The 19,367-nt window shown below is 53.1% G+C and carries 24 protein-coding genes; 2 read left to right on the top strand and 22 right to left on the bottom strand.

Translation table 11 applies throughout. The features are described 5' to 3' along the window. Positions 1-10: 10 nt before the first annotated feature. The 20 genes from dxs to NYE29_RS20655 all read right to left on the bottom strand — a co-directional run bounded on the left by dxs (position 11) and on the right by NYE29_RS20655 (position 15,991). Complete coding sequence (gene dxs / locus NYE29_RS20750) at positions 11-1,915, bottom strand: 1-deoxy-D-xylulose-5-phosphate synthase (RefSeq protein WP_340897303.1); 1,905 nt, start codon at positions 1,913-1,915, stop codon at positions 11-13. A gap of 96 nt (positions 1,916-2,011) precedes the next feature. Then, a complete protein-coding gene (locus NYE29_RS20745; RefSeq protein ID WP_340897301.1) occupies positions 2,012-2,959 on the bottom strand; it encodes a polyprenyl synthetase family protein in 948 nt (315 codons plus the stop codon). Continuing rightward, a complete protein-coding gene (gene xseB / locus NYE29_RS20740; RefSeq protein ID WP_038594924.1) occupies positions 2,946-3,203 on the bottom strand; it encodes an exodeoxyribonuclease VII small subunit in 258 nt (85 codons plus the stop codon). Before xseB ends, NYE29_RS20745 begins: the two co-directional genes overlap by 14 nt. Next, positions 3,175-4,560 (bottom strand): exodeoxyribonuclease VII large subunit, encoded by a 1,386-nt coding sequence (gene xseA / locus NYE29_RS20735; RefSeq protein ID WP_038594925.1) that lies wholly within the window; start codon positions 4,558-4,560, stop codon positions 3,175-3,177. Before xseA ends, xseB begins: the two co-directional genes overlap by 29 nt. Positions 4,561-4,570: 10 nt before the next feature. Further along, positions 4,571-5,428, bottom strand: a complete 858-nt coding sequence (gene folD, locus NYE29_RS20730; RefSeq protein ID WP_076108888.1) for a bifunctional methylenetetrahydrofolate dehydrogenase/methenyltetrahydrofolate cyclohydrolase FolD — start codon at positions 5,426-5,428, stop codon at positions 4,571-4,573. A gap of 45 nt (positions 5,429-5,473) precedes the next feature. Then, positions 5,474-5,923: a transcription antitermination factor NusB gene (gene nusB / locus NYE29_RS20725; protein WP_340897300.1), complete on the bottom strand. Its 450-nt coding sequence runs from the start codon at positions 5,921-5,923 to the stop codon at positions 5,474-5,476. 392 nt (positions 5,924-6,315) lie between these two features. Next, the gene (locus tag NYE29_RS20720; protein ID WP_038594928.1) at positions 6,316-6,549 is read right to left on the bottom strand and encodes a DUF2273 domain-containing protein; all 234 of its coding nucleotides are present in this window, start codon (positions 6,547-6,549) and stop codon (positions 6,316-6,318) included. A 14-nt stretch (positions 6,550-6,563) separates the two neighbouring features. After that, positions 6,564-7,103: an alkaline shock response membrane anchor protein AmaP gene (gene amaP, locus NYE29_RS20715; RefSeq protein ID WP_076108886.1), complete on the bottom strand. Its 540-nt coding sequence runs from the start codon at positions 7,101-7,103 to the stop codon at positions 6,564-6,566. Between the two features lie 74 nt (positions 7,104-7,177). Then, complete coding sequence (locus NYE29_RS20710; protein ID WP_038594930.1) at positions 7,178-7,594, bottom strand: Asp23/Gls24 family envelope stress response protein; 417 nt, start codon at positions 7,592-7,594, stop codon at positions 7,178-7,180. 117 nt (positions 7,595-7,711) lie between these two features. Then, positions 7,712-9,055, bottom strand: coding sequence for an acetyl-CoA carboxylase biotin carboxylase subunit (gene accC / locus NYE29_RS20705; RefSeq protein WP_038594931.1), 1,344 nt, complete (start codon positions 9,053-9,055; stop codon positions 7,712-7,714). 54 nt (positions 9,056-9,109) lie between these two features. Then, the gene (accB, locus tag NYE29_RS20700; RefSeq protein WP_038594932.1) at positions 9,110-9,619 is read right to left on the bottom strand and encodes an acetyl-CoA carboxylase biotin carboxyl carrier protein; all 510 of its coding nucleotides are present in this window, start codon (positions 9,617-9,619) and stop codon (positions 9,110-9,112) included. 151 nt (positions 9,620-9,770) lie between these two features. Continuing rightward, positions 9,771-10,604, bottom strand: a complete 834-nt coding sequence (locus NYE29_RS20695) for a SpoIIIAH-like family protein (protein WP_340897299.1) — start codon at positions 10,602-10,604, stop codon at positions 9,771-9,773. A gap of 37 nt (positions 10,605-10,641) precedes the next feature. Further along, positions 10,642-11,286: a stage III sporulation protein AG gene (spoIIIAG, locus tag NYE29_RS20690; RefSeq protein WP_038594934.1), complete on the bottom strand. Its 645-nt coding sequence runs from the start codon at positions 11,284-11,286 to the stop codon at positions 10,642-10,644. A 51-nt stretch (positions 11,287-11,337) separates the two neighbouring features. After that, entirely contained in the window at positions 11,338-12,105 is a 768-nt protein-coding gene (gene spoIIIAF, locus NYE29_RS20685; RefSeq protein ID WP_340897298.1) for a stage III sporulation protein AF, read from the bottom strand. A 96-nt stretch (positions 12,106-12,201) separates the two neighbouring features. After that, positions 12,202-13,467 (bottom strand): stage III sporulation protein AE, encoded by a 1,266-nt coding sequence (spoIIIAE, locus tag NYE29_RS20680; RefSeq protein WP_076108883.1) that lies wholly within the window; start codon positions 13,465-13,467, stop codon positions 12,202-12,204. Positions 13,468-13,515: 48 nt separating this feature from the next. Continuing rightward, positions 13,516-13,905, bottom strand: a complete 390-nt coding sequence (gene spoIIIAD, locus NYE29_RS20675) for a stage III sporulation protein AD (protein ID WP_038594936.1) — start codon at positions 13,903-13,905, stop codon at positions 13,516-13,518. Positions 13,906-13,914: 9 nt separating this feature from the next. Further along, the gene (spoIIIAC, locus tag NYE29_RS20670) at positions 13,915-14,118 is read right to left on the bottom strand and encodes a stage III sporulation protein AC (protein WP_020426549.1); all 204 of its coding nucleotides are present in this window, start codon (positions 14,116-14,118) and stop codon (positions 13,915-13,917) included. A 13-nt stretch (positions 14,119-14,131) separates the two neighbouring features. Further along, on the bottom strand, positions 14,132-14,650 hold the full coding sequence (gene spoIIIAB / locus NYE29_RS20665; protein WP_038594937.1) for a stage III sporulation protein SpoIIIAB: 519 nt from the start codon (positions 14,648-14,650) through the stop codon (positions 14,132-14,134). Beyond that, positions 14,643-15,644: a stage III sporulation protein AA gene (gene spoIIIAA, locus NYE29_RS20660; protein WP_340897296.1), complete on the bottom strand. Its 1,002-nt coding sequence runs from the start codon at positions 15,642-15,644 to the stop codon at positions 14,643-14,645. The genes spoIIIAB and spoIIIAA overlap by 8 nt, the downstream gene beginning before the upstream one ends. 83 nt (positions 15,645-15,727) lie before the next feature. Further along, positions 15,728-15,991: a YqhV family protein gene (locus NYE29_RS20655; RefSeq protein ID WP_445322178.1), complete on the bottom strand. Its 264-nt coding sequence runs from the start codon at positions 15,989-15,991 to the stop codon at positions 15,728-15,730. A gap of 118 nt (positions 15,992-16,109) precedes the next feature. Here NYE29_RS20655 and NYE29_RS20650 point away from each other — a divergent pair, with 118 nt between their 5' ends. Next, on the top strand, positions 16,110-16,295 hold the full coding sequence (locus tag NYE29_RS20650) for a hypothetical protein (RefSeq protein ID WP_340897295.1): 186 nt from the start codon (positions 16,110-16,112) through the stop codon (positions 16,293-16,295). Positions 16,296-16,332: 37 nt separating this feature from the next. Next, on the top strand, positions 16,333-17,199 hold the full coding sequence (locus NYE29_RS20645; protein WP_052092222.1) for a YitT family protein: 867 nt from the start codon (positions 16,333-16,335) through the stop codon (positions 17,197-17,199). A 96-nt stretch (positions 17,200-17,295) separates the two neighbouring features. On the opposite strand, the gene NYE29_RS20640 is transcribed toward NYE29_RS20645, so the two are convergent. Next, the gene (locus tag NYE29_RS20640) at positions 17,296-18,549 is read right to left on the bottom strand and encodes an aspartate kinase (protein ID WP_076108881.1); all 1,254 of its coding nucleotides are present in this window, start codon (positions 18,547-18,549) and stop codon (positions 17,296-17,298) included. A 228-nt stretch (positions 18,550-18,777) separates the two neighbouring features. Next, positions 18,778-19,335: an elongation factor P gene (gene efp / locus NYE29_RS20635; protein ID WP_076108880.1), complete on the bottom strand. Its 558-nt coding sequence runs from the start codon at positions 19,333-19,335 to the stop codon at positions 18,778-18,780. Positions 19,336-19,367: the final 32 nt, after the last annotated feature.

Genomic DNA, 19,367 nt, shown 5'->3' with positions numbered 1-19,367 from the left:
CTTCCTTCATTCAGGAAGTAGAAGTCGTCTTGTAAGTATATTTGCTTAATGCCTTCATTGCCTTAATGCGTCCGCACAGCGCTTCCACGGTAAGTCCCGTCTCCTGGCGCTGCTCTTTAATCGAGCCGTGTTCAATAAACAGATCCGGCACACCCATTAAGTGAACGCGGGCATCATAAATTTCATGTTGGGCATAAAATTCAAGCACAGCACTGCCCAAAGAACCGGCCTGGCTGGCTTCCTCCAGCACTACCATGCTGGTTGCAGCATGAGCGAGCTCAAGCAGCATAGAATTGTCGAGCGGTTTCAGGAACCGCGCATTTACAACGCCTACCTGGATGCCTTCACGCTTCAGAATCTCCGCCGCTTCCTCTGCTACCTGGACCATTGGTCCGCAGGCCAGCACCGCATAATCATCACCCGGGCGCAGACGCTCCCAAGAGCCGATAGGCAGGCTGCGCAGCTCGGCATCCAGTTGAACTCCGGTACCGTCAATCCGCGGATAACGGTAGGCAATCGGACCGTCGTTGTACTCCAGCGCCGTCTTCATCATATGGCGCAGCTCATTCTCATCCTTCGGCATCATCATGACCAGATTCGGAATATGGCGCATAAAGGCGATGTCATACACCCCTTGATGCGTCTCGCCGTCAGCGCCGACGAAGCCGGCGCGGTCAATCGCGAACATTACGTTGGCGTTATGCCGGCAGATATCGTGAACGATCTGATCGTAAGCCCGCTGCATAAAGGTCGAATACACGGCAAATACCGGCTTCATGCCTTCCATTGCAAGTGCCGCACAGAGTGTCGCCGCATGCTGCTCGGCGATCCCGACATCAATCATCCGATCCGGAAATTCCTTGGCAAACGGGAATAAACCCGAACCCCCAGGCATCGCCGGGGTAACAGCAATGAGGCGCTTGTCCTCATGACCTAGTTCAATCAGCGTCTGCCCGAATACTTCAGTGTACATCGGATTGCCCACAGCCTTTAGGGACTGTCCAGACTCAATCTTGTAAGGAGAAATGGCATGTGATTTATAGTAATCGGTTTCAGCCGGTTTATAACCTTTGCCCTTAGTGGTCAGCACATGCACCAGAACAGGTCCGGACACATTATCCGCCTGATGGAAGGTATCAATCAGCTTCTCCAGATCATGCCCGTCTACCGGTCCAAGATAGGTAAAGCCCAGTTCTTCAAACAGCACTCCGGGAACCATCATATATTTAAGACTGTCCTTGATCTTCTCAACGGTCTTGGCCAGCTTGCCGCCGATCGCCGGAATCTTCTTCAGGGATCTTTCAACTTCATCTTTGGCCCGCAGGTAATGGCGGTCGGAACGGATTTTGCTCAAATAATTATGCATCGCCCCGACGTTGGGAGCAATGGACATTTCGTTGTCGTTCAGGATGACCATCAGCTTGCGTTTCTCATGACCGATATGGTTCAAGGCTTCAAAAGCCATCCCGCCGGTGAGCGCGCCATCGCCAATCACAGCAATTACCTTGTTGTCTTCGCCCTTCAAATCGCGGGCCATAGCCATGCCCATCGCAGCTGACAAAGAGGTGCTGCTGTGCCCGGCTTCCCATACGTCATGCTCGCTTTCAGAACGCTTTACAAAGCCGCATAGCCCATCACGCTTGCGCAGCGTATCAAACCGGTCCTGGCGGCCGGTCAGTATCTTATGCACATAAGCCTGATGCCCTACGTCATATATCATTTTGTCCCGGGGACTGTCATAGCAATAGTGCAAAGCCAGTGTAAGCTCCACTACCCCCAGGTTGGATCCGAGGTGCCCGCCGGTTACAGTAAGCTTCTCGATCAGAAACCGGCGGATTTCCTCCGCAAGGGTAGCCAGCTCCTCGGTTGACAAGGATTTAAGTTGCTCCGGATCATTTATTTGTGGAAGCAGCACGAGTATTCCCCGCTTTCCTAGATGTTGTAAAATATATAAAACCCATTATAACACAAACGAAACGGCTGTCGTAACACAGCCGCTCCCTAAATTTTTCTAATGATCGCGAGCCATTAAATACCCCGCGATTTCAAGCAGCCGTGTATTGTCGGGAAATCCGCCCTCCAGCACCGCGCTCCGGGCAGCGTCCGTTAGGCGTTTCACCTCTTCGCGCGAGGATTCCAGCCCGATGAAATACGGGTAGGTCACCTTTTGCTGCTTGATGTCACTGCCTGTTTTTTTGCCGAGTTTGCCTTCGTCGCCGACCAGATCCAGAATATCATCCTGCACCTGAAAAGCCAGCCCGATATGGGTGCCGAACTCACGGAGCGCCTCCAGCTGCTTCTTATCGGCTCCGGCGATCCGTCCGCCCGCCAGCAGCGAGAAAACGATAAGATCGCCAGTCTTATGAAGATGGATGTACTGCAGCTGTTTCAGATCGGTCAGCCCCTGCTCACCCTCCATATCGGCAACCTGGCCGCCGACCATGCCGCGCGGACCGGCCATTTCGGCCAGGTCCTCCACGATGGACAGCACCTGCTCCGCAGGAATGCCATGGCGGCGGGAAGCCTGTACCACGCTGTAGAACGCATGCGTCAAAAGCGCATCGCCGGCCAAAATTGCCGTCGCTTCACCGAATACTTTGTGATTCGTCAATTTGCCGCGCCGGTAATCATCATTATCCATGGCCGGTAAATCGTCGTGAATCAGCGAATACGTATGCACCATCTCAATGGCCGCTGCTACCGGCAGAGCCGCCTCGCGGCTGCCTCCCAGCGCTTCACAGGCAGCGATGACGAGCAGCGGGCGAAGGCGCTTGCCTCCGGCCTGGAGCGAATAGTCCATCGCTTCCTTCAAATGGACAGGGACCGTCCAGGCTGCCGGAAGCGTCCGCTCCATCTCAGCTCCAACCAGTCCGCAGACTTCGGCAATGTAATCCTTCAGCGGCGGTTGCTGGGCCTTACCGGCAGTGCCTGTCTCCAAGTCATGCTCAAAGCGGCTCATCGGCATCCCCTTCCAGGCGGGCACCGAACGGTTTTTTGCGCAGCTCCCCATCCTCCAGGGTAATCATCTCAATCTTGCGTTCCACTTGTTCCAGCTTGCTGCCGCATAGCTGCGAGAGCTTCATGCCCTGCTGAAACAAATCTATAGCTTTCTCTAGGGGAACGTCGCCGTGCTCAAGCTCACGTACGATTTCCTCCAGCCGCTCCATAGCTCCTTCAAAATCCAGTTCCGCTTCCTTCGTCATCGTCTTTGCCATCCTCCTTCATTCCCCATACCTGGCAGCTTAGCTGTCCGTCACTGAGCTTTATATTCACCACATCGCCAAGCTCGACTTCCTTAAGCGATTTGATTAAATGCTGTTCCTGTTCGTCGTAGACGAGGCTGTAGCCCCGTGACATGACCTTGAGCGGGCTGAGCGCATCCAGATGGCGCAGCTCGGACACATACCGCGAGCGCTTGTCCTGCAGGCGCGCCTGCATGGCCCCCGCCAGCTGGCGGGTCATGCTCTCCGCCTGCTGGCGGGCAGCGCTGACACTGCCCAGCGGATGGAACCGCTGCAGGCTGTGGTGCAGCACCGCCTGGCGCTCACGCGCACGGCGGTTCCGGGTCTCCGCTGCGCGCGTGAGCGCCGTGCGGAGCATATCCAGCCGCTGCGCGTGCTGGGCCAGCTGGCGGCGCGGGCCGACCAGCGCCAGCGAGCGCTGCAGCGAAGCCAGGCGCTCGCCGCCGCGCTGGGAGCGGCGCAGCAGGCCCTGGCGCAGCCGCTGCTCTGCCGTGCGCAGCTGCGCGGCCAGTTCAGCCGCACTCGGCACGGCCAGCTCTGCAGCGGCCGTAGGCGTCGCCGCCCGCAGATCTGCGGCGAAATCGGCGATCGTAAAGTCGGTCTCGTGGCCGACGGCCGAGATGACCGGAATGCTTGACGCCGCGATCGCCCGGGCGACAGCTTCTTCGTTGAAGGCCCATAGCTCCTCCAGTGAGCCGCCGCCCCGGCCGACGATCAGTACGTCGGCCTCGCCCATGTCATTTAAGGTTTCGATGGCCTTCACAATGGAAGGGCCTGCACCTTTGCCCTGGACAAGCACGGGATAGAGCACAATCGCCACCTGCGGAAAACGCCGCTGCAGCGTAATCACAATATCCCTGACCGCCGCACCTGTAGGAGAAGTCACGACCCCGATACAGCGCGGGAACCGCGGCAGCGGCCGTTTGCGTGCTGCCGCGAACAGTCCCTCCTGCTCCAGCTTGCGCTTGAGCTGCTCATAAGCCATGTACAGACTGCCGATCCCGTCAGGCTGCATATGCGTAGCATAGAACTGATACTGCCCGTCCCGTTCATATACGGTTACATTGCCTCTGGCAATAACCTTGGTGCCTTCCTTCGGGACAAAGGGCAGGCGCTGGTTATGCGAAGCGAACATTATCGCCTTGATCCGGCTGCTCTCATCCTTCAGCGTGAAATACATATGTCCGCTGCCGTGATGGGTGAAATTCGAGATTTCTCCGCGAATCCACACATCGGACAGCAGGTTGTCGGAATCGAGCTTCATGCGGATGTAACGGTTAAGATCCTTTATCGAGTAGACTTGCCGTTCTGCCGCCATGAGTCCTGACCTATTCCAGGCCGCGGCGGCGTTTGGCCGCTATCAGCGTGTTGCTCATCAGCATGGTGATCGTCATTGGCCCCACTCCGCCCGGTACTGGTGTAATGTATCCGGCAACTTCCTTGGCGCTCTCATAATCGACATCACCGGCAAGCTTACCGCTATCCAAACGGTTCATCCCGACGTCAATCACAACAGCTCCCGGCTTAACATAAGATCCGTCAATGAAGTTGGCCCGGCCGATGGCTACCACCAAAATGTCTGCCTGGCGGCTAAGCTCAGCAATGTTCGCGGTGCGCGAATGGCACATTGTTACCGTTGCGTTCTCACGCTGCAGCAGCAGTGAGACCGGTTTGCCGACGATATTGCTGCGCCCGATGACTACAGCATGTTTGCCCGACAATTCAGTACCGGTACGTTTAATCAGCTCGATGACTCCGGCAGGCGTACAAGGAAGCAGGCTGTCATCGCCGATGACCAGATTGCCGACATTGATAGGATGGAAGCCGTCAACATCTTTCTCCACGGAAATGGCGTCAATCACTGCCTTCTCCTCAATATGCTTCGGAAGCGGCAGCTGAACCAGAATTCCGTCAATATCATCACGGCTGTTCAGCTCTGCCACCAGCTTCAGAAGCTCTTCCTGGGAAGTGGAGGCATCCAGCCTGTGGACTTCCGAATGGAAGCCAAGCTGGGTGCTGGATTTTTCTTTATTGCGGACATACACCTGAGAAGCCGCATCTTCACCGACAAGAACGACAGCAAGACCGGGCTTCACGCCGCGTTCGGCCAGTCCGGTAACTTCCCGGGCAATGTCGATACGAATTTCGTCGGATACCTGTTTACCGCTGATGATTGCTGCTGTCATGTAAGTCTCTCCCTTTTTGTCTGATTAAGATGTAGATAGAATACTTTAAAGATCTGCTTTGAGCGTATCAATCTCCTGAATCATCTTGCCGAGTACGCCATTGACGAACTTGCCGGAATCGTCCGTACCGAAGTGCTTGGCCAGATCAATCGCCTCATTGACGGCAACCTTAGCCGGCACATCATTGCCAAACACCATTTCGAACGTGGCCAGGCGCAGAATCTGACGGTCCACCCGCGACAGCCGGCTCATTTGCCAGCCTTTAAGATAATGCTCAAGCATATCGTCGATCGCAACCTTATGCTCCCAAACCCCATTTACGTGCTCAACGACATACGCCTTCAATTCAATTTCGTCTGTAATGACACGTTCAGTCTCATTCTCTTCCGAAGCTTCCTCAATCAGCATCTCCACGGCTTCCGCACTGTCTACGTCATTCATTTCCATCTGGTACAAGCTTTGGACGATAATCTCTCTCGCTAAACGTCTTTTCATGTGTTTCCTCCTACAATCTGATCTCGCATTTTATATTACACTGCCGTGTTTCCACACCAGTCTGTCGCGTTGCATTTCATACAATTATTTTAAGCTAAATCAAGCAAATTCTATCCCTAATTGTATTTCGTACAATTAAAAATCAAAAAAAGTTCTTTTCCGTGTTTACTTCTGTATTTAATTGTACGAAATACAGTTAAATAAGCTTTGAAGACCAATACTGCAATTTTAAATGCACAAAATGCAATTAAACAAGCGCAAAACTTCATTTTACGTCAACGATCCAGCCGACTACCGCCCTGCCCCAGAAAAAAAACCGCACAGCCCTTCTTCCGGCAAAACAGGCAACTCTAACGAACGGGTTCCAGCTCCGGGAGAAAGACTATAGCGGTTCACTTGAAGGGACGCCAGCGTCCGGACAGCCGCGCTACGAGCTCCTGCCACTGAAACAGGGGACCCTGTGCGGTATCCTTTCTTTTGCCGAACGTATATCCGATGAACACTACCAGTGCAAAGAACAGCATATCCCAAAAACCGCTAATCAAATAAATCAATCCGAGAACGATGCCGAAGGTGACTCCGGCAATTCTACCCCCGTGACTTTCCCATACTTCTCTCCAGAACATAGGGAAACTCACCTCTATTCCACTCGACTTTTGAAGCTTGGAGACTGAGTAAGGTTGGCAATATATACAGAAACGTCAGCAACCGGAATCCCGGTCGTTTCCTGCACGAATTCATGCACCTGGCGCTGCACTTCTGTTGTAAGCAGCGGAAGGGAATGCTCGCCGTCCACCACTGCTCGGATCATAATTTCAAGACCGGCTTGTGAAACGCGAATGCGCGATTTCAAATCCCTGATCCCTTTTACTTTACCGGCAGCCTTGAGGCTCAGGTTCTCAATGGTCTCTATAGAGATCTGAATATCCCCATACTCCGTGCGCTGATCCACCGAAGGCATCGAGGCGCGGTCCCGGCGCAAAGAAATGTAGAAGAAACGGATGCTGAGCAAGAACAGGATAACAGCCACGGCTATTGCGGTTATATACGCTGCAGGGTCATCCGGAATCTCCAGCGTATCCGGAATAGCGCCGCTTAAGAGGAGGATGGCAATTACTGATAATATTCCGATACTTAAGCTGTACAGAAACAGCAGAAGTCTGTCCAAAATTTTTGCCACGAGTCACATAACCTCCTTAAATTAGAGTAAACCCTCGACGGTGCTGTCGGGGGTTTATGGAAGAACGCAGGCCCTTATTTCACGCGGAGAACCGCATCTGTATCTTCACTCTTGTCTGCAGTGTTGTTGTTTCTGAATTGCACATCATGAATATGCACATTTACTTCCACAACGGTCAGACCTGTCATTGTCTCGATGGAACGTTTCACGTTGCGCTGAATTTCTGCAGCCACTTCAGGGAGACGGTTGCCGTACTCAATAATGACGGACACATCCACAGCCGCCTCACGTTGGCCAACCTCTACCTTAACGCCCTTGGACAGGTTCTTGCGTCCGAGAAGCTCCACGATTCCTCCGGCAAAGCCGCCGCTCATGCCAGCCACACCTTTAACTTCTACGGTTGCCAAACCTGCGATAACCTCGATCACTTCAGGAGCGATCTGGATCTCACCGATCTCCGTACGTTCGAATTCTGTCGGCAATGTACTCATTTTGGACTTCACACCTTTCAATCAAAAAGTTGTTCACAATTTCAAGCGCCAAGCACGTCTCTTATTAAACATACTATATCATTTGCCGAACTTTATGACAAACAATGAGAAGCCGTCCTAAATTTCATACTCTTCGAGGAATTTGATATCGAAATTGCCGTCCAGAAATACCGGGTGCTCCAGCAGTTTCTGATGGAAAGGAATTGTAGTATGTATGCCTTCCACGGCAAATTCAGCAAGCGCACGCTTCATCTTCGCAATCGCTTCCTGGCGCGTAGGCGCCCAGACAATCAATTTGGCAATCATCGAGTCGTAGAAAGGTGAGATTGTATATCCCGGATAAGCTGCGCTGTCTACACGTACACCCAGTCCGCCCGGAGGCAGATAAAAGCCAATCTTGCCCGGTGAAGGCATGAAGTTACGCTCCGGATCCTCTGCATTAATACGGCATTCAATGGACCAGCCGTTAATCACGATATCTTCCTGTGTAAAGGACAGCGGATTCCCTTCAGCCACAGAAATCATTTCCTTGATCAGGTCAACGCCCGTAACCATCTCCGTTACCGGGTGTTCAACCTGAATCCGTGTATTCATCTCCATGAAATAAAACTGTCCGTCCGGACCCAGCAGAAACTCCAGCGTACCCGCTCCCGAGTAATTGACCGCCAGTGCGGCCCGCACCGCTGCTTGGCCCATAGCTTCGCGGATCTCCGGCGTAAGTACGGAGCATGGAGCTTCCTCCACCAGTTTCTGGCGGCGGCGCTGCACGGAGCAATCCCGTTCGCCTAGATGGACAACATTGCCGTGGTTATCGGCAATGATCTGAATCTCCACATGCTTCATGCCGGTCAGGAATTTCTCCAGGTACACGCCTGCATTGCCGAAAGCCTTCTGTGCTTCCTGCTGTGCGGCGGTAATCTGCTTCACGAGTGATTCCTCATCCTCGGCAATGCGGATGCCCTTGCCTCCGCCGCCTGCGGTAGCCTTTACGATAATCGGATAGCCGATATCGCGGCCCAGCATAATAGCCTCCTCCACATCACCCACCAGCCCGTCAGAGCCGGGAATGATCGGCACGCCAGCCAGCTTCATCGTTTCCTTGGCTACAGCCTTGTCGCCCATACGCGTAATCGCGTCGGGGGACGGTCCGATGAAGGTAATATTGCAGGATCCGCAGATTTCTGCGAAATCGGCATTCTCAGCCAAAAAACCGTAGCCCGGATGAATGGCATCGCATTCAGTAAGCGTGGCTACACTCATAATATTTGTAAAATTCAGATAACTATCCTTCGACAGCATCGGGCCGATGCAGTAAGCTTCGTCAGCCAACCGGACATGCAGTGAATCCCGGTCAGGCTCCGAATAGACCGCCACGGTGGAAATGCCCAGTTCACGGCAGGCCCTGATAATGCGGACCGCGATTTCGCCGCGGTTGGCAATCAACACTTTTTGAATGTTCATGCGTTTCCTCCCAAAGTTTAACGAAGCTTGCAAGCTCCTCAAGTTCAGCGTGCTTTATTCCGGTTTCACCAGAAACAGCGGCTGGCCGTATTCCACAAGCTGGCCGTTCTCGGCAAGGACGGAGACGATCTCTCCGCGTACTTCAGCCTCCAGCTCATTCATCAGCTTCATCGCTTCAATAATGCAGACCGTTGATTTCTCGCTGACCCGGTCGCCGACATTAACAAAAGACGGGGTTTCCGGTGAAGCGGCACTATAGAAAGTCCCTACCATCGGTGAGACAATTTTATGTAATGCGCCTTCAGCGGGTGAAGATGGCGGCTGCTGTGCAGCAGGGATCTCATAAACGGCCGTAGGTGCAACTTGCTGCGGACTTTGCGGCTGCGGTGCTTGCGTAAAGGGATAGCCATAAGGAGTCGCCTGTATTGCTGTTCCATCAGCTTCAGGGCGATCCGGTTTTCGAATAGCCAGCTTCATTCCTTCGCTTTCAATCTCCAACTCGTGTACGGAGGAGGTCTGGTCCAACAATTTAATCAATTCCTTAATTTCGCTTAACTTGAACATTTAATAGTTCACTCCTTCAGCTTTCTCTCGAAGCCACTCTTCTGATACGGTCAAGATAACTTTATGTATTATATCACAAACGATAGAAATGGAAAGAGCCCGGGGCGCGCCCGGGCTCTTTCGGCATTTTCTTTGGTTTTCGACAGGCTGATTATTGCTCGCTGACATATTGAACTCTGATCTTGTCCTGGGAAACGCTTAGTTCCTTCATCACGAGATCCACGATTCCAACAGCTTGCTTCACATCCAGCTTCTCGCTCAGTACCACCACGGTATAAGCATCTCCGGATTCTTCTTTGACAATGGCTTCTCCGTATTTTTTCTGCAGCTGCTCTTCAATTCCGGTGATTTTGGTTTCTTTTTCTTCAAGCTTGTTCAGCTGTTCATGGGCAACTGCATTTTCGGCAGGGGTTTTGTCCATGTCATTGATCAGGGCCAGCAAATCGTTGTAATTCTTCAGATTCTGCTGCTCACGTTCATAGAGGTAGTTGTTGAACAGGCTGCTTGCAGAAACACTCTGGGAGGCTACCTCATCCAGAATTTCATCGTCGCCCTTGGCTGGAGTTTTCTCTGTGGAAGCTGCTGCAGTATCTTTACCGGCTGCTGCAGAGGTATCTGCAGCTGCGGTTTTCGAATCGCTTGATTTATCGTCCTTTGCGGCTGCTGTCTTATCGGCGTCTTCACCTTTGGCATTTGCCGGCAGGGTGCTGTCATCAGCAGTGACAGCTGTGCTGTCGTCCGCTGTACCCGTTGTTCCGGCATCAGAAGTAACTGCATCCTTTGTGTCCACTTCATTGATGACCAAGCCGTTATCCAGTACTGATGAATTCGCGCCAGTTTCCTTGAGGTTATCCACTTGAATACTTCCCGCTGTTTCCTGGGGGACCGAGGCCCCGGAGTCCTCTGTGAATAAATAGTATGCGGAAAGCACAACCATTAAGCTGAGCATGGATACCAACCAAATCGTTTGTCTTTTGCCCTTCATTTTTTATTCCTCCTCAAAGTTTGTAGCATGTAATCAATCACTGCTCCTGCTTGCGCGGCACTACGGATATGCGGTAGCTAGGCACGTTCAGCCCCTTCTCGACAGCCTCTTCAATCAATCCCCGGACGACTTTGTTCTCCGCTCCCTTGGCAACGACGAGAACGCCGCGCACCTGGGGTTTTATCCGCTTGGTTATAATCGGGGTTTCGTCGCCCGATTGGCTGTAGGTGACGATCTCGCCATCCCTTGTGTATTGTGTGGTGTGCCGTTTGCCTCCGTTGGCATCGGTCTCTTCGCTCTGCTGCTGGGAATCGTTCATATCCCGGACCACGACAATTTCCTCAGTAGAATCCACAGTGACCATAATATCGACCGTGCCTACACCAACGATTTTCTCCAGAATTTCTTTCGTGCGGTTCTCCATTGCCAGCTCAATGCCATCAAATGAATTGGGAGTGCTCAATTCCCCCTGCTGCAGGGTCGCCTGTGAACTCTCGCTTACCGGCGGTTCTCTTCCAGTGTTCTCGCTGTCCAGCTTTTTCACGTTCACGAAGGAGTTGAACAGCATGATTGCCGCACCCAGCAGTCCCAAAATAATCAGCCAGCGGAAGGTATGACTCCTTTTCGGACTGCCGGACCCGCCTCCTGCCCATTGCTCCAGTTTCTTCAGCCAATTGCCCACTTCTTATCCCTCCTCCGGTTACCGGCGTATGCCGTATTGGTAGAGCTATATTTATAATTTCTCGGCGCTGTTTTTACCGCCTTGAATATGAATCGCATCGCGGTCTAAATTCCAGTTCTGCTCCAGCAGCTTGATGATCAAGTCCTCATCGGTATTTGTACTGGAGCTGTCTTCAACCGATGCCCCGGCTTCTGTTCCAACCTCAGCTGCCTCTCCCTCTTCCCCGCCCAGGCTAACCTGCACAGGTTCCACCGGCTGGATGATGATCGGCTCTGCCGTACCTGCGCCATTGTCTGATTCCGCACCTGTACCCCCAGCCTCCACTGCTCCGGCTGCTGCCGGCAGGGAGACGGTCACCGAAGAGATTAACGGAACATCTTCACCTCCGCCCTCCCCGGGAGCCTTGCCCATCCCCAGTGTTACGGTGACTTTCGCCCCGCCTACCCCTGTGCTGCCGGCAATCTGGTCTCTCATCTGCCCAGCCACCTCTTCGGCGGCCAGCTTCAGACTTTGTTCCTTCGCTCCCGCAGCCAGCATCCGCCCGTCCGCCAGGATTTTCTCCAGCGAGTCTGCCCCGTCACCTGCACCGGACAAAAGACCGCCGTGTTTCTCCTGCTGCACCATCGCCACACTCAGCTCTGCTGCAGCATCTCCTTTCAGAAAAGAGACAATCGGGCTCAGCATAGTAAGCAGGACCAGCAGACTGAGCACCAGCCTGGCATAACGCTCCATCGACTTGCTCGGAAGCAGCATTTCCACGAAGGCGGCCATCAGCACCACCAGAATGAGCTCCCGCAGCCATCCGCCCAACCAGGTCATTGTCTACCTCCTACAAGTTTTGTTAGGACTGCATCGCAGAACTCGCTTCGACAATACTCACTTCAGAGAAAAAACCGCTTTGAAGCTGTTCCCTATTCACCTCATCATGACGGTGACATTGCCGGCCGTCAGCATGATCGTGACGGCAAGGAAGAACATCAGCGATACGGCGGCCAGCGCCGCGAATACATAAATCATGCTTTTGCCGATCGTCTGCAGGCAGGTTACAATCGGTGTCTCGCCCAGCGGCTGCATGACTGCTGCGGCCACATTGTAGATCAGCGCGAGAACCAGGATTTTGATCGCCGGAAAAGCACAAAGGAAGAGGATGATAATGACGCCCGATAACCCGATGGCATTCTTCACCAGGAGTGAAGCCGAGATCACCGTATCGGTGGCGTCCGCGAACATTTTGCCGATAACCGGCACGAAATTCCCCGTAATATATTTGGCGGCACGGATGGTCACTCCGTCCGTAACCGAGCTGGTAATCCCTCTGACAGAAATGACACCTAGGAACACCGTCAACAGTACGCCGAGCAAGCCCGCTCCGATGTTACGCAGCAGATTGGCCAGCTGGGTCAGCTTGTATTTCTCGGACATTGCGCTCACCAGATGCAGCACCGCCGAGAAGAACAGCAGCGGGAACACGACGGTATGGATGAGCGTGCCCACCGCATGGATCATAAAAACAATCAGCGGATGGGTAACCGACACTGTAACGATGTTGCCCATCGAAGCCAGAAGCGCGAAGAGCAGCGGGATCATCGCCATCATGAAATCGATCATCCGGTCGATGGCATCCTTGGCATAGCCGATTGCGATATTGAAGCTGTTAACAGCGATGACCAGCACAACCATGTAACAGAGCATATAGGCGATTTTACTGACTGATTTCCGTTCAAAAGCGGTCTGCAGCGTCTCCAGAATCATGCTGAGCACACTGACCATAACGATCGTCACCAGCAGCTTGCCGTTGTACAGCACCTCGTGCCACATGTAGGAGGTCAGTCCGGTCAGCACGCTTTTGAAGCTGAGTCCCTTCTCCCCCGGCAGCAGCATATCCATCAGCGAAGGAGTCTTCCCGTCCGGAAAAAATCCTCCGTAATCCTTCATCAGCTGGTCCCAGTACGACTCCACCTTGTCTGTCGGCAGACTTTGCATTTGCCCTTTCACCCACTGATCCACTGGAGAGGAAGACCCTCCCTGGGTGGTTGAAGACGTTGGTGGGGTAGTTGGCGCATTGGTTGGCGCAGCGGCTGTAGCCCGGGCGGTATCCGCACACCACAGAAACAGCAGGCAGGGCAGGAGCAGCAGCAGCATTTTTAGTTTTGGCGGACGAAAAATACTGCGTTGACGCATATCCTTTCCTCCCGCCTTTCTCTGGCTTTTTTTACTAAGGGTCACGGATCAGGCGGGCAGGAGCTTCATCACCGTTTCGATAATAATGCTGATGATCGGTACGGCAAGCACCATGATCAGCACCTTGCCGGTCAGCTCGATTTTGGAGGCGATAGATTCCTGTCCGGCATCACGCACAATCTGCGCTCCAAACTCCGCGATATAGGAAATCCCGATGATTTTAAACACGGTTTTGAGATAGATCATTTCCATCCCGGAGGACTCCGCCACCCGCTCCAGCGTGCCCAGAATCGTGCCGATCTTGCCGATCAGGAACAGGAAGATCAGAATGCCTGCCGCAGTGGTCAGCAGAAAGGCGAACATGGGCTTTTGTTCCTTCAGAACAAGGATCAGAACCGTTGACAGGAGCCCTATTCCTACCACTTGAATGATTTCCATAAGGCCTGCCTATTGAAAAAGAAAAATCGTTTTGATTTCCTGGAGCAGTCCGTCCAGCATGCGGATCACCATAAACAGCACAATGATGAACCCGACTATCGTCACCCAATGGGCGATGTCCTCTTTACCCATCTGTTTGAGCACCGTGTGAATCATGGCGATAATGATGCCGATGCCGGCAATCTGAAAGATCGCGTTGACTTCAATATTCATTCCTGGCACCTCGCTAAAAGATCAAAATGACGATCAATGCTCCAAGCAGCAGACCCAGGCTTTTGCTCATTTTTTCATATTTGCCCTGATCTTCTCTGGCCACTGTCTCCTCCTGCTTCAATTGCTGCAAAGCCAGCGCGATATGCGTGCTTTGATTCGACCTGTCGCTGGTGCCGAGCGTGCAGCTCAGCTGCCGGAGGATCTCCTGCTCCGTTCCCTTCAGGGAGGCGGTTTTGAAGTGGGCATCCATAGCCCGCTGGATGGCTTCCTCGGCGCTGCGGTCATGTGGCGGGCTCATCTCTTCAGCCGCCCTCATAAAAAACGCCCTCAGCGGATCCTTGGACTGCAGCCCAATCCGGCGCAGTGCTTCCGGGAGCGGGGTGAAGCCATACAGAATCTCGGTCTCCAGCCGCTGCAGCGCTGCGATAAGGCCTCTGATGTGCCGGGGCCTGTCAGCATACTGCGCAGCCCGCTTGAACCCGGCCAGCGTACCCGCCAGCACGATCAGCACGGCTCCGAACAGCTTAAGCATGGCGGTCACCGCCCAGCCGCTCTTCAGGCGAGACCAGCAGCAGCCCGCGTTTCTGCCCGTCCAGGATGCGGAACGACAGCCCGGCGTCCGTCCGGTGCAGGATGACATAACGCTCGAACATATGATGTTCCAGCAATCCGCCAAGGCCGGGCCGCCGGGCCAGCTCGGCCACCTCCTTGCCGTGGGCCGAGGCTACTACCGTGATGCCGGCGTGCAGCGCTTCGGTGACGGCTTCGGCATCCTCAGGGCGGCCGATTTCATCGGCGATCAGCACATCGGGCGACAGGGAGCGGATCATCATCATCATGCCTTCCGCCTTGGGACAGCCGTCGAGGATGTCCGTACGCGGACCCACGTCAAAGGCCGGGATGCCGCGGCGGCTGCCGGCGATTTCCGAACGTTCGTCGACAATGCCGACTTTCAGTCCCGGCCGGTTGCCCTCCCGCCCTCTTGGGCTCCCCGTCGAGATCTGCCTGGCGAGATCGCGCAGCAGTGTAGTCTTGCCATGCTGCGGCGGCGAGAGGATCAGCGTGTGCATGACCCGCTGCCTCCCCCTTTCCAGCAGGTAGGGCAGAATTCCGTCGGCAATGCCGGGCAGCTCACGGGCGATCCGGACATTGAAGCCGGTGATGTCCCGCAAGTGCTCCACGCCGCCGCCGCTTAAGACGGTCCGGCCGGAAAGACCAATGCGATGTCCGCCGGGGATGGTGATAAAGCCTTTGCGCAGTTCTTCTTCCATCGTATAGAGCGAATGATTGCTGATCAGGTCAAGCAGCCGGTGAGTGTCCTCTCGGCTTGGCTTGTACGCTTCTTCGGGTCTTTGGGTCAGACTGCCGTCGCCGGTGAGGAAATGATATTTGCCGGAATAGTTGATCTCCAGCGGACGCCCTTCGCGGACCCGGATTTCCTCCACCTTGTCCAGCAAATGAACAGGAAGTCCTCTCAGCAGCGCCCTTACTTTTTCGGGAAACAATAAAAGCCAGTCGTTAGCCATACAGAGTACCCCCAAGTTGTCCTCTACTTTAATAGCTTTATTCCATATTTATGCTTGTACCTGTGCTTTATGACTATCATCTATCATTTTTTCAGAATCCCGATTAAGAGAAAGGCTACCCCGCAGCCAATCCAGCCCAGCTTGCCCCAGGACAGCTCCTGCGCCATCCCTGTGAGTCCAACCGCCGTCGTTAAGATCAGTATCGTAGGTCCGACCAGAGCCAGCCCGGAATTGACCGCCAGTGCCTTGTCCACCTGATTCAGCCGCAGCATGATCAGCGCAGCCGTTACTTCCACACTGCCTGAGAGCAGCCGAAGCGCCGCCATCCAGCTCACATACTTGTCCAATCTGTTCAACTCCTTTTTTACAATTGGAAATTGAATTGCAACCTGCCAGACTTCACCCGCGGGAAAACTTGCTGTTATCCATGGATATGCTGGACTTGCCTACTTTAGACAATAAGAAATGGGCGGTTATCAATTGGAAGATGTGAAAGAAATCATAGTGAATCCCTCTATAAAAAAATATCATCAGTATGATAAAATAAATTTTGCAGTGCCTGAAAAAAAGGAGCTGGAAAATATAAGGGCGGCCTGTGGGATAAACTACAACCGGACTTATCGCTTCAAGCTTCTTGTTACATTGTTATAGTTGGATAAAGACATCGGAAAAAGAGGGGATTTATGTCATGCAAGTTCGTAATTTCGTAGTGCCGCTTGTTTCAAACACAGTAGCCAAACAGGTGAGGGATGTGGCCATCATTATTTTCTCGGCCTTTCTGGTGGCGAGCGGACTCCGGCTGTTCCTTATTCCTCATCAGCTGCTCAGTGGCGGGGTAGCAGGGACGGCATCCATCCTTGGTTATTTAACGAATCCGAAGTACATCTCACTGTTCTATTTTGGTATCAATCTTCCAATTCTGATCTGGGGCTTCATTGCCGTAGGGAAGAAATATATCTGCTTAAGCATGCTCTCGGTACTAGCCACTACCTGGTTTCTGACCGTCATCCCGCTGGTAAAACTGACCAAGGACCCGATCCTTGCCAGTATCTTCGGCGGGGTAATAATTGCGGGCGGGGTAGGCTTCTCGCTTCGTGCAGGGGGTTCTTCCGGGGGTTTTGATATACTTGGCTCTATTATTACGCGCAAACACGATATTCCAATGGGCACCGTACTCTTTGTAATGGATGGTCTGGTAATCCTTAGCCTCGGCTTCTTTAAAAGCTGGGATTCTGCCCTTTACGCTATGCTTTGTATTTTCGTCAAGAGCCGTGTAGTCGATATGATCCACAGCCGCCACATCAAGCTGACCTGCTTCATCGTCACGAAGGAACGGGAAAAGATGCTGACCCGCCTCAAGCTCCTGCCTCACGGCGTTACCGTCGTCAATGCGGAAGGCGGCTACAGCCATGAAGGCAATACAATGCTCATGACTGTAACGACCCGATATGAGCTTGCCGAACTGAGAAAAACAATTCTGGAAACCGATCCAAAGTCCTTCGTCAATGTTCTGCAGACCGTAGAGATTGTCGGCCGGTTCCGGCGTCTCGGATAGCAGCAGCGGAAAGCTGCCCATAACAAAAAGTCCTATTCTCCACTTCTATAGCGGGAATAGGACTTTTTACTATGATCGTCTTGTCGAGAGCATTCCTTAGCGGCGGTCCTGCGGACCGCCGACGAAGGCTTGCTCCTCTGTATCAAGATTGTAGGCGGTATGAAGCGCCTGAATGATCTGCTGCAGATTGCCGGATTCAATCACGCAAGATACCTTGATCTCGGAGGTGCTGACCATCTTGATGCTTACGCCCTCTTGGGAAATGACCTCGAACATTTGCGCGGCCACACCCGGATGGCTGACCATGCCTGCGCCTACGATCGATACTTTGACGAGATTATCCTCTGAAGTGACTTCACGGTATGGCAGGGCGCTGTGCAGCCCCTCGATCACTTCCTTGGCCCGTGCGAGCTCGCTAAGCGCCACCGTAAAGGAGAAATCCGCTTTCTCATTCTGCACGCCGCTCTGTACGATAATATCTACGTCAACGCCTTCTTCAGCCAGCTTGCCGAACACTTGGGCCAATACGCCGGGAACATCAGGCACTCCCAGAATACTGATCCGCGCCACGTTCTTGTCATAGGCAATTCCGCTAACTACTACTCCCTGCTCCATGCTCGCTTCCTCCTTCACAACAGTACCTTCATTATGGTTAAAGCTCGATCTGACGACCAGCTTCACTTGATATCGTTTGGCATATTCCACGGCGCGCGGATGCAGTACTGCCGCTCCCAGGTTGGCCAGCTCCAGCATCTCATCATAAGAGATTTCCTTCAGCTTACGCGCTCTCTTCACGATGCGAGGATCTGTGGAGTAGATGCCGTCCACATCCGTGTAAATTTCGCATACATCCGCTTTGATGGCGGCTGCCAGCGCTACAGCTGTCGTATCCGAACCTCCGCGGCCCAGCGTGGTAATTTCGCCGCTCTGGGTCATCCCCTGGAATCCGGCTACAATGACGATCTGCTCGCGCTCCAGCGACTCCAGCACGCGGTGGGGATCAATTTCATTGATCCGTGCCCGGCCGTGAGTCTCATCGGTGACGAAGCCCGCCTGCCAGCCTGTATACGATACGGCATTGCGGCCGATTCCGTGCAATGCGATGGAAAGAAGCGCAACAGAGATTTGTTCCCCCGTCGTCATCAGCATATCCATTTCACGCGTGGGCGGCTGAGCGTTCAGCTGCTTCGCCTGATCGATTAGATCATCCGTGGTGTCCCCCATGGCGGATACAACCACAACACAGCGGTGCCCTTCATCCTGCTTGTCTGCGATGCGTTTGGCGACACGCTGCATGCGTTCAATATCGCCGACGGAGCTGCCTCCGAATTTCATGACATAAAGTGACAAAGTCCCATTCACTCCCTATTTCGCTCTATGTAGCTTATATTTGGTTTCACGCTTTAAACCAGTATAATACGAAAACCATATCATGCGTTAATGGTTTCATAAAAAAGCGCCCAATTTCCGTTTCTTTCCCTGATTTACCAGACTGCCTTACCCGGATAGCCAAAAGCCTCCCCCGCAGGATGCGGGGGAGGCCGGTTGGTATAAATGTAAGTTAAGGCAGGACAAATCTTACGCGCGGGAGATGTATTTACCTTCGCGGGTATCAATCAAAAGAACGTCGTTTTCATTAATGAAAAGAGGAACCTGAACGTTCAATCCGGTTTCTACCTTAGCAAATTTAGTAGCGCCCTGAGCCGTGTTACCCTTGATGCCCGGCTCTGTTTCTACAACCTTCAACTCAACGCTGGTAGGCAGGTTGATTCCGAGAATTTCGCCCTGGTAGCTGACGATATTCACAGTCATGTTTTCTTTAAGGAAATTAAGCTCCCATTCCAATTGCTTGGCAGACAATTCGAATTGATCATAAGTTTCGTTGTCCATAAATACATGGTCCGCACCGCTGGCATACAGATATTGCACACCACGGTTCTCGATGATCGCCCGGCCAATAGTTTCACCTGCACGGAATGTACGTTCTACAGTGTTGCCGTTGCGCAGATTCTTCAGTTTGGAGCGGACAAATGCCGCACCTTTACCTGGTTTAACGTGCTGGAAATCAAGTACGGTAAAGATGTCGCCTTCTACCTCTACGGTCAAGCCTGTTTTGAAATCGTTAACTGAAATCACAAAAAATCCCTCCTGGAATCAATAATTTACCT

Origin of the sequence: Paenibacillus sp. FSL M7-1046 (genome assembly GCF_038007405.1) — a bacterium.
GTDB lineage: Bacteria > Bacillota > Bacilli > Paenibacillales > Paenibacillaceae > Paenibacillus_AQ.
The sequence above is the reverse complement of the archived record's forward strand: the minus strand, read 5'-3'. Positions and strand labels throughout refer to the sequence as shown.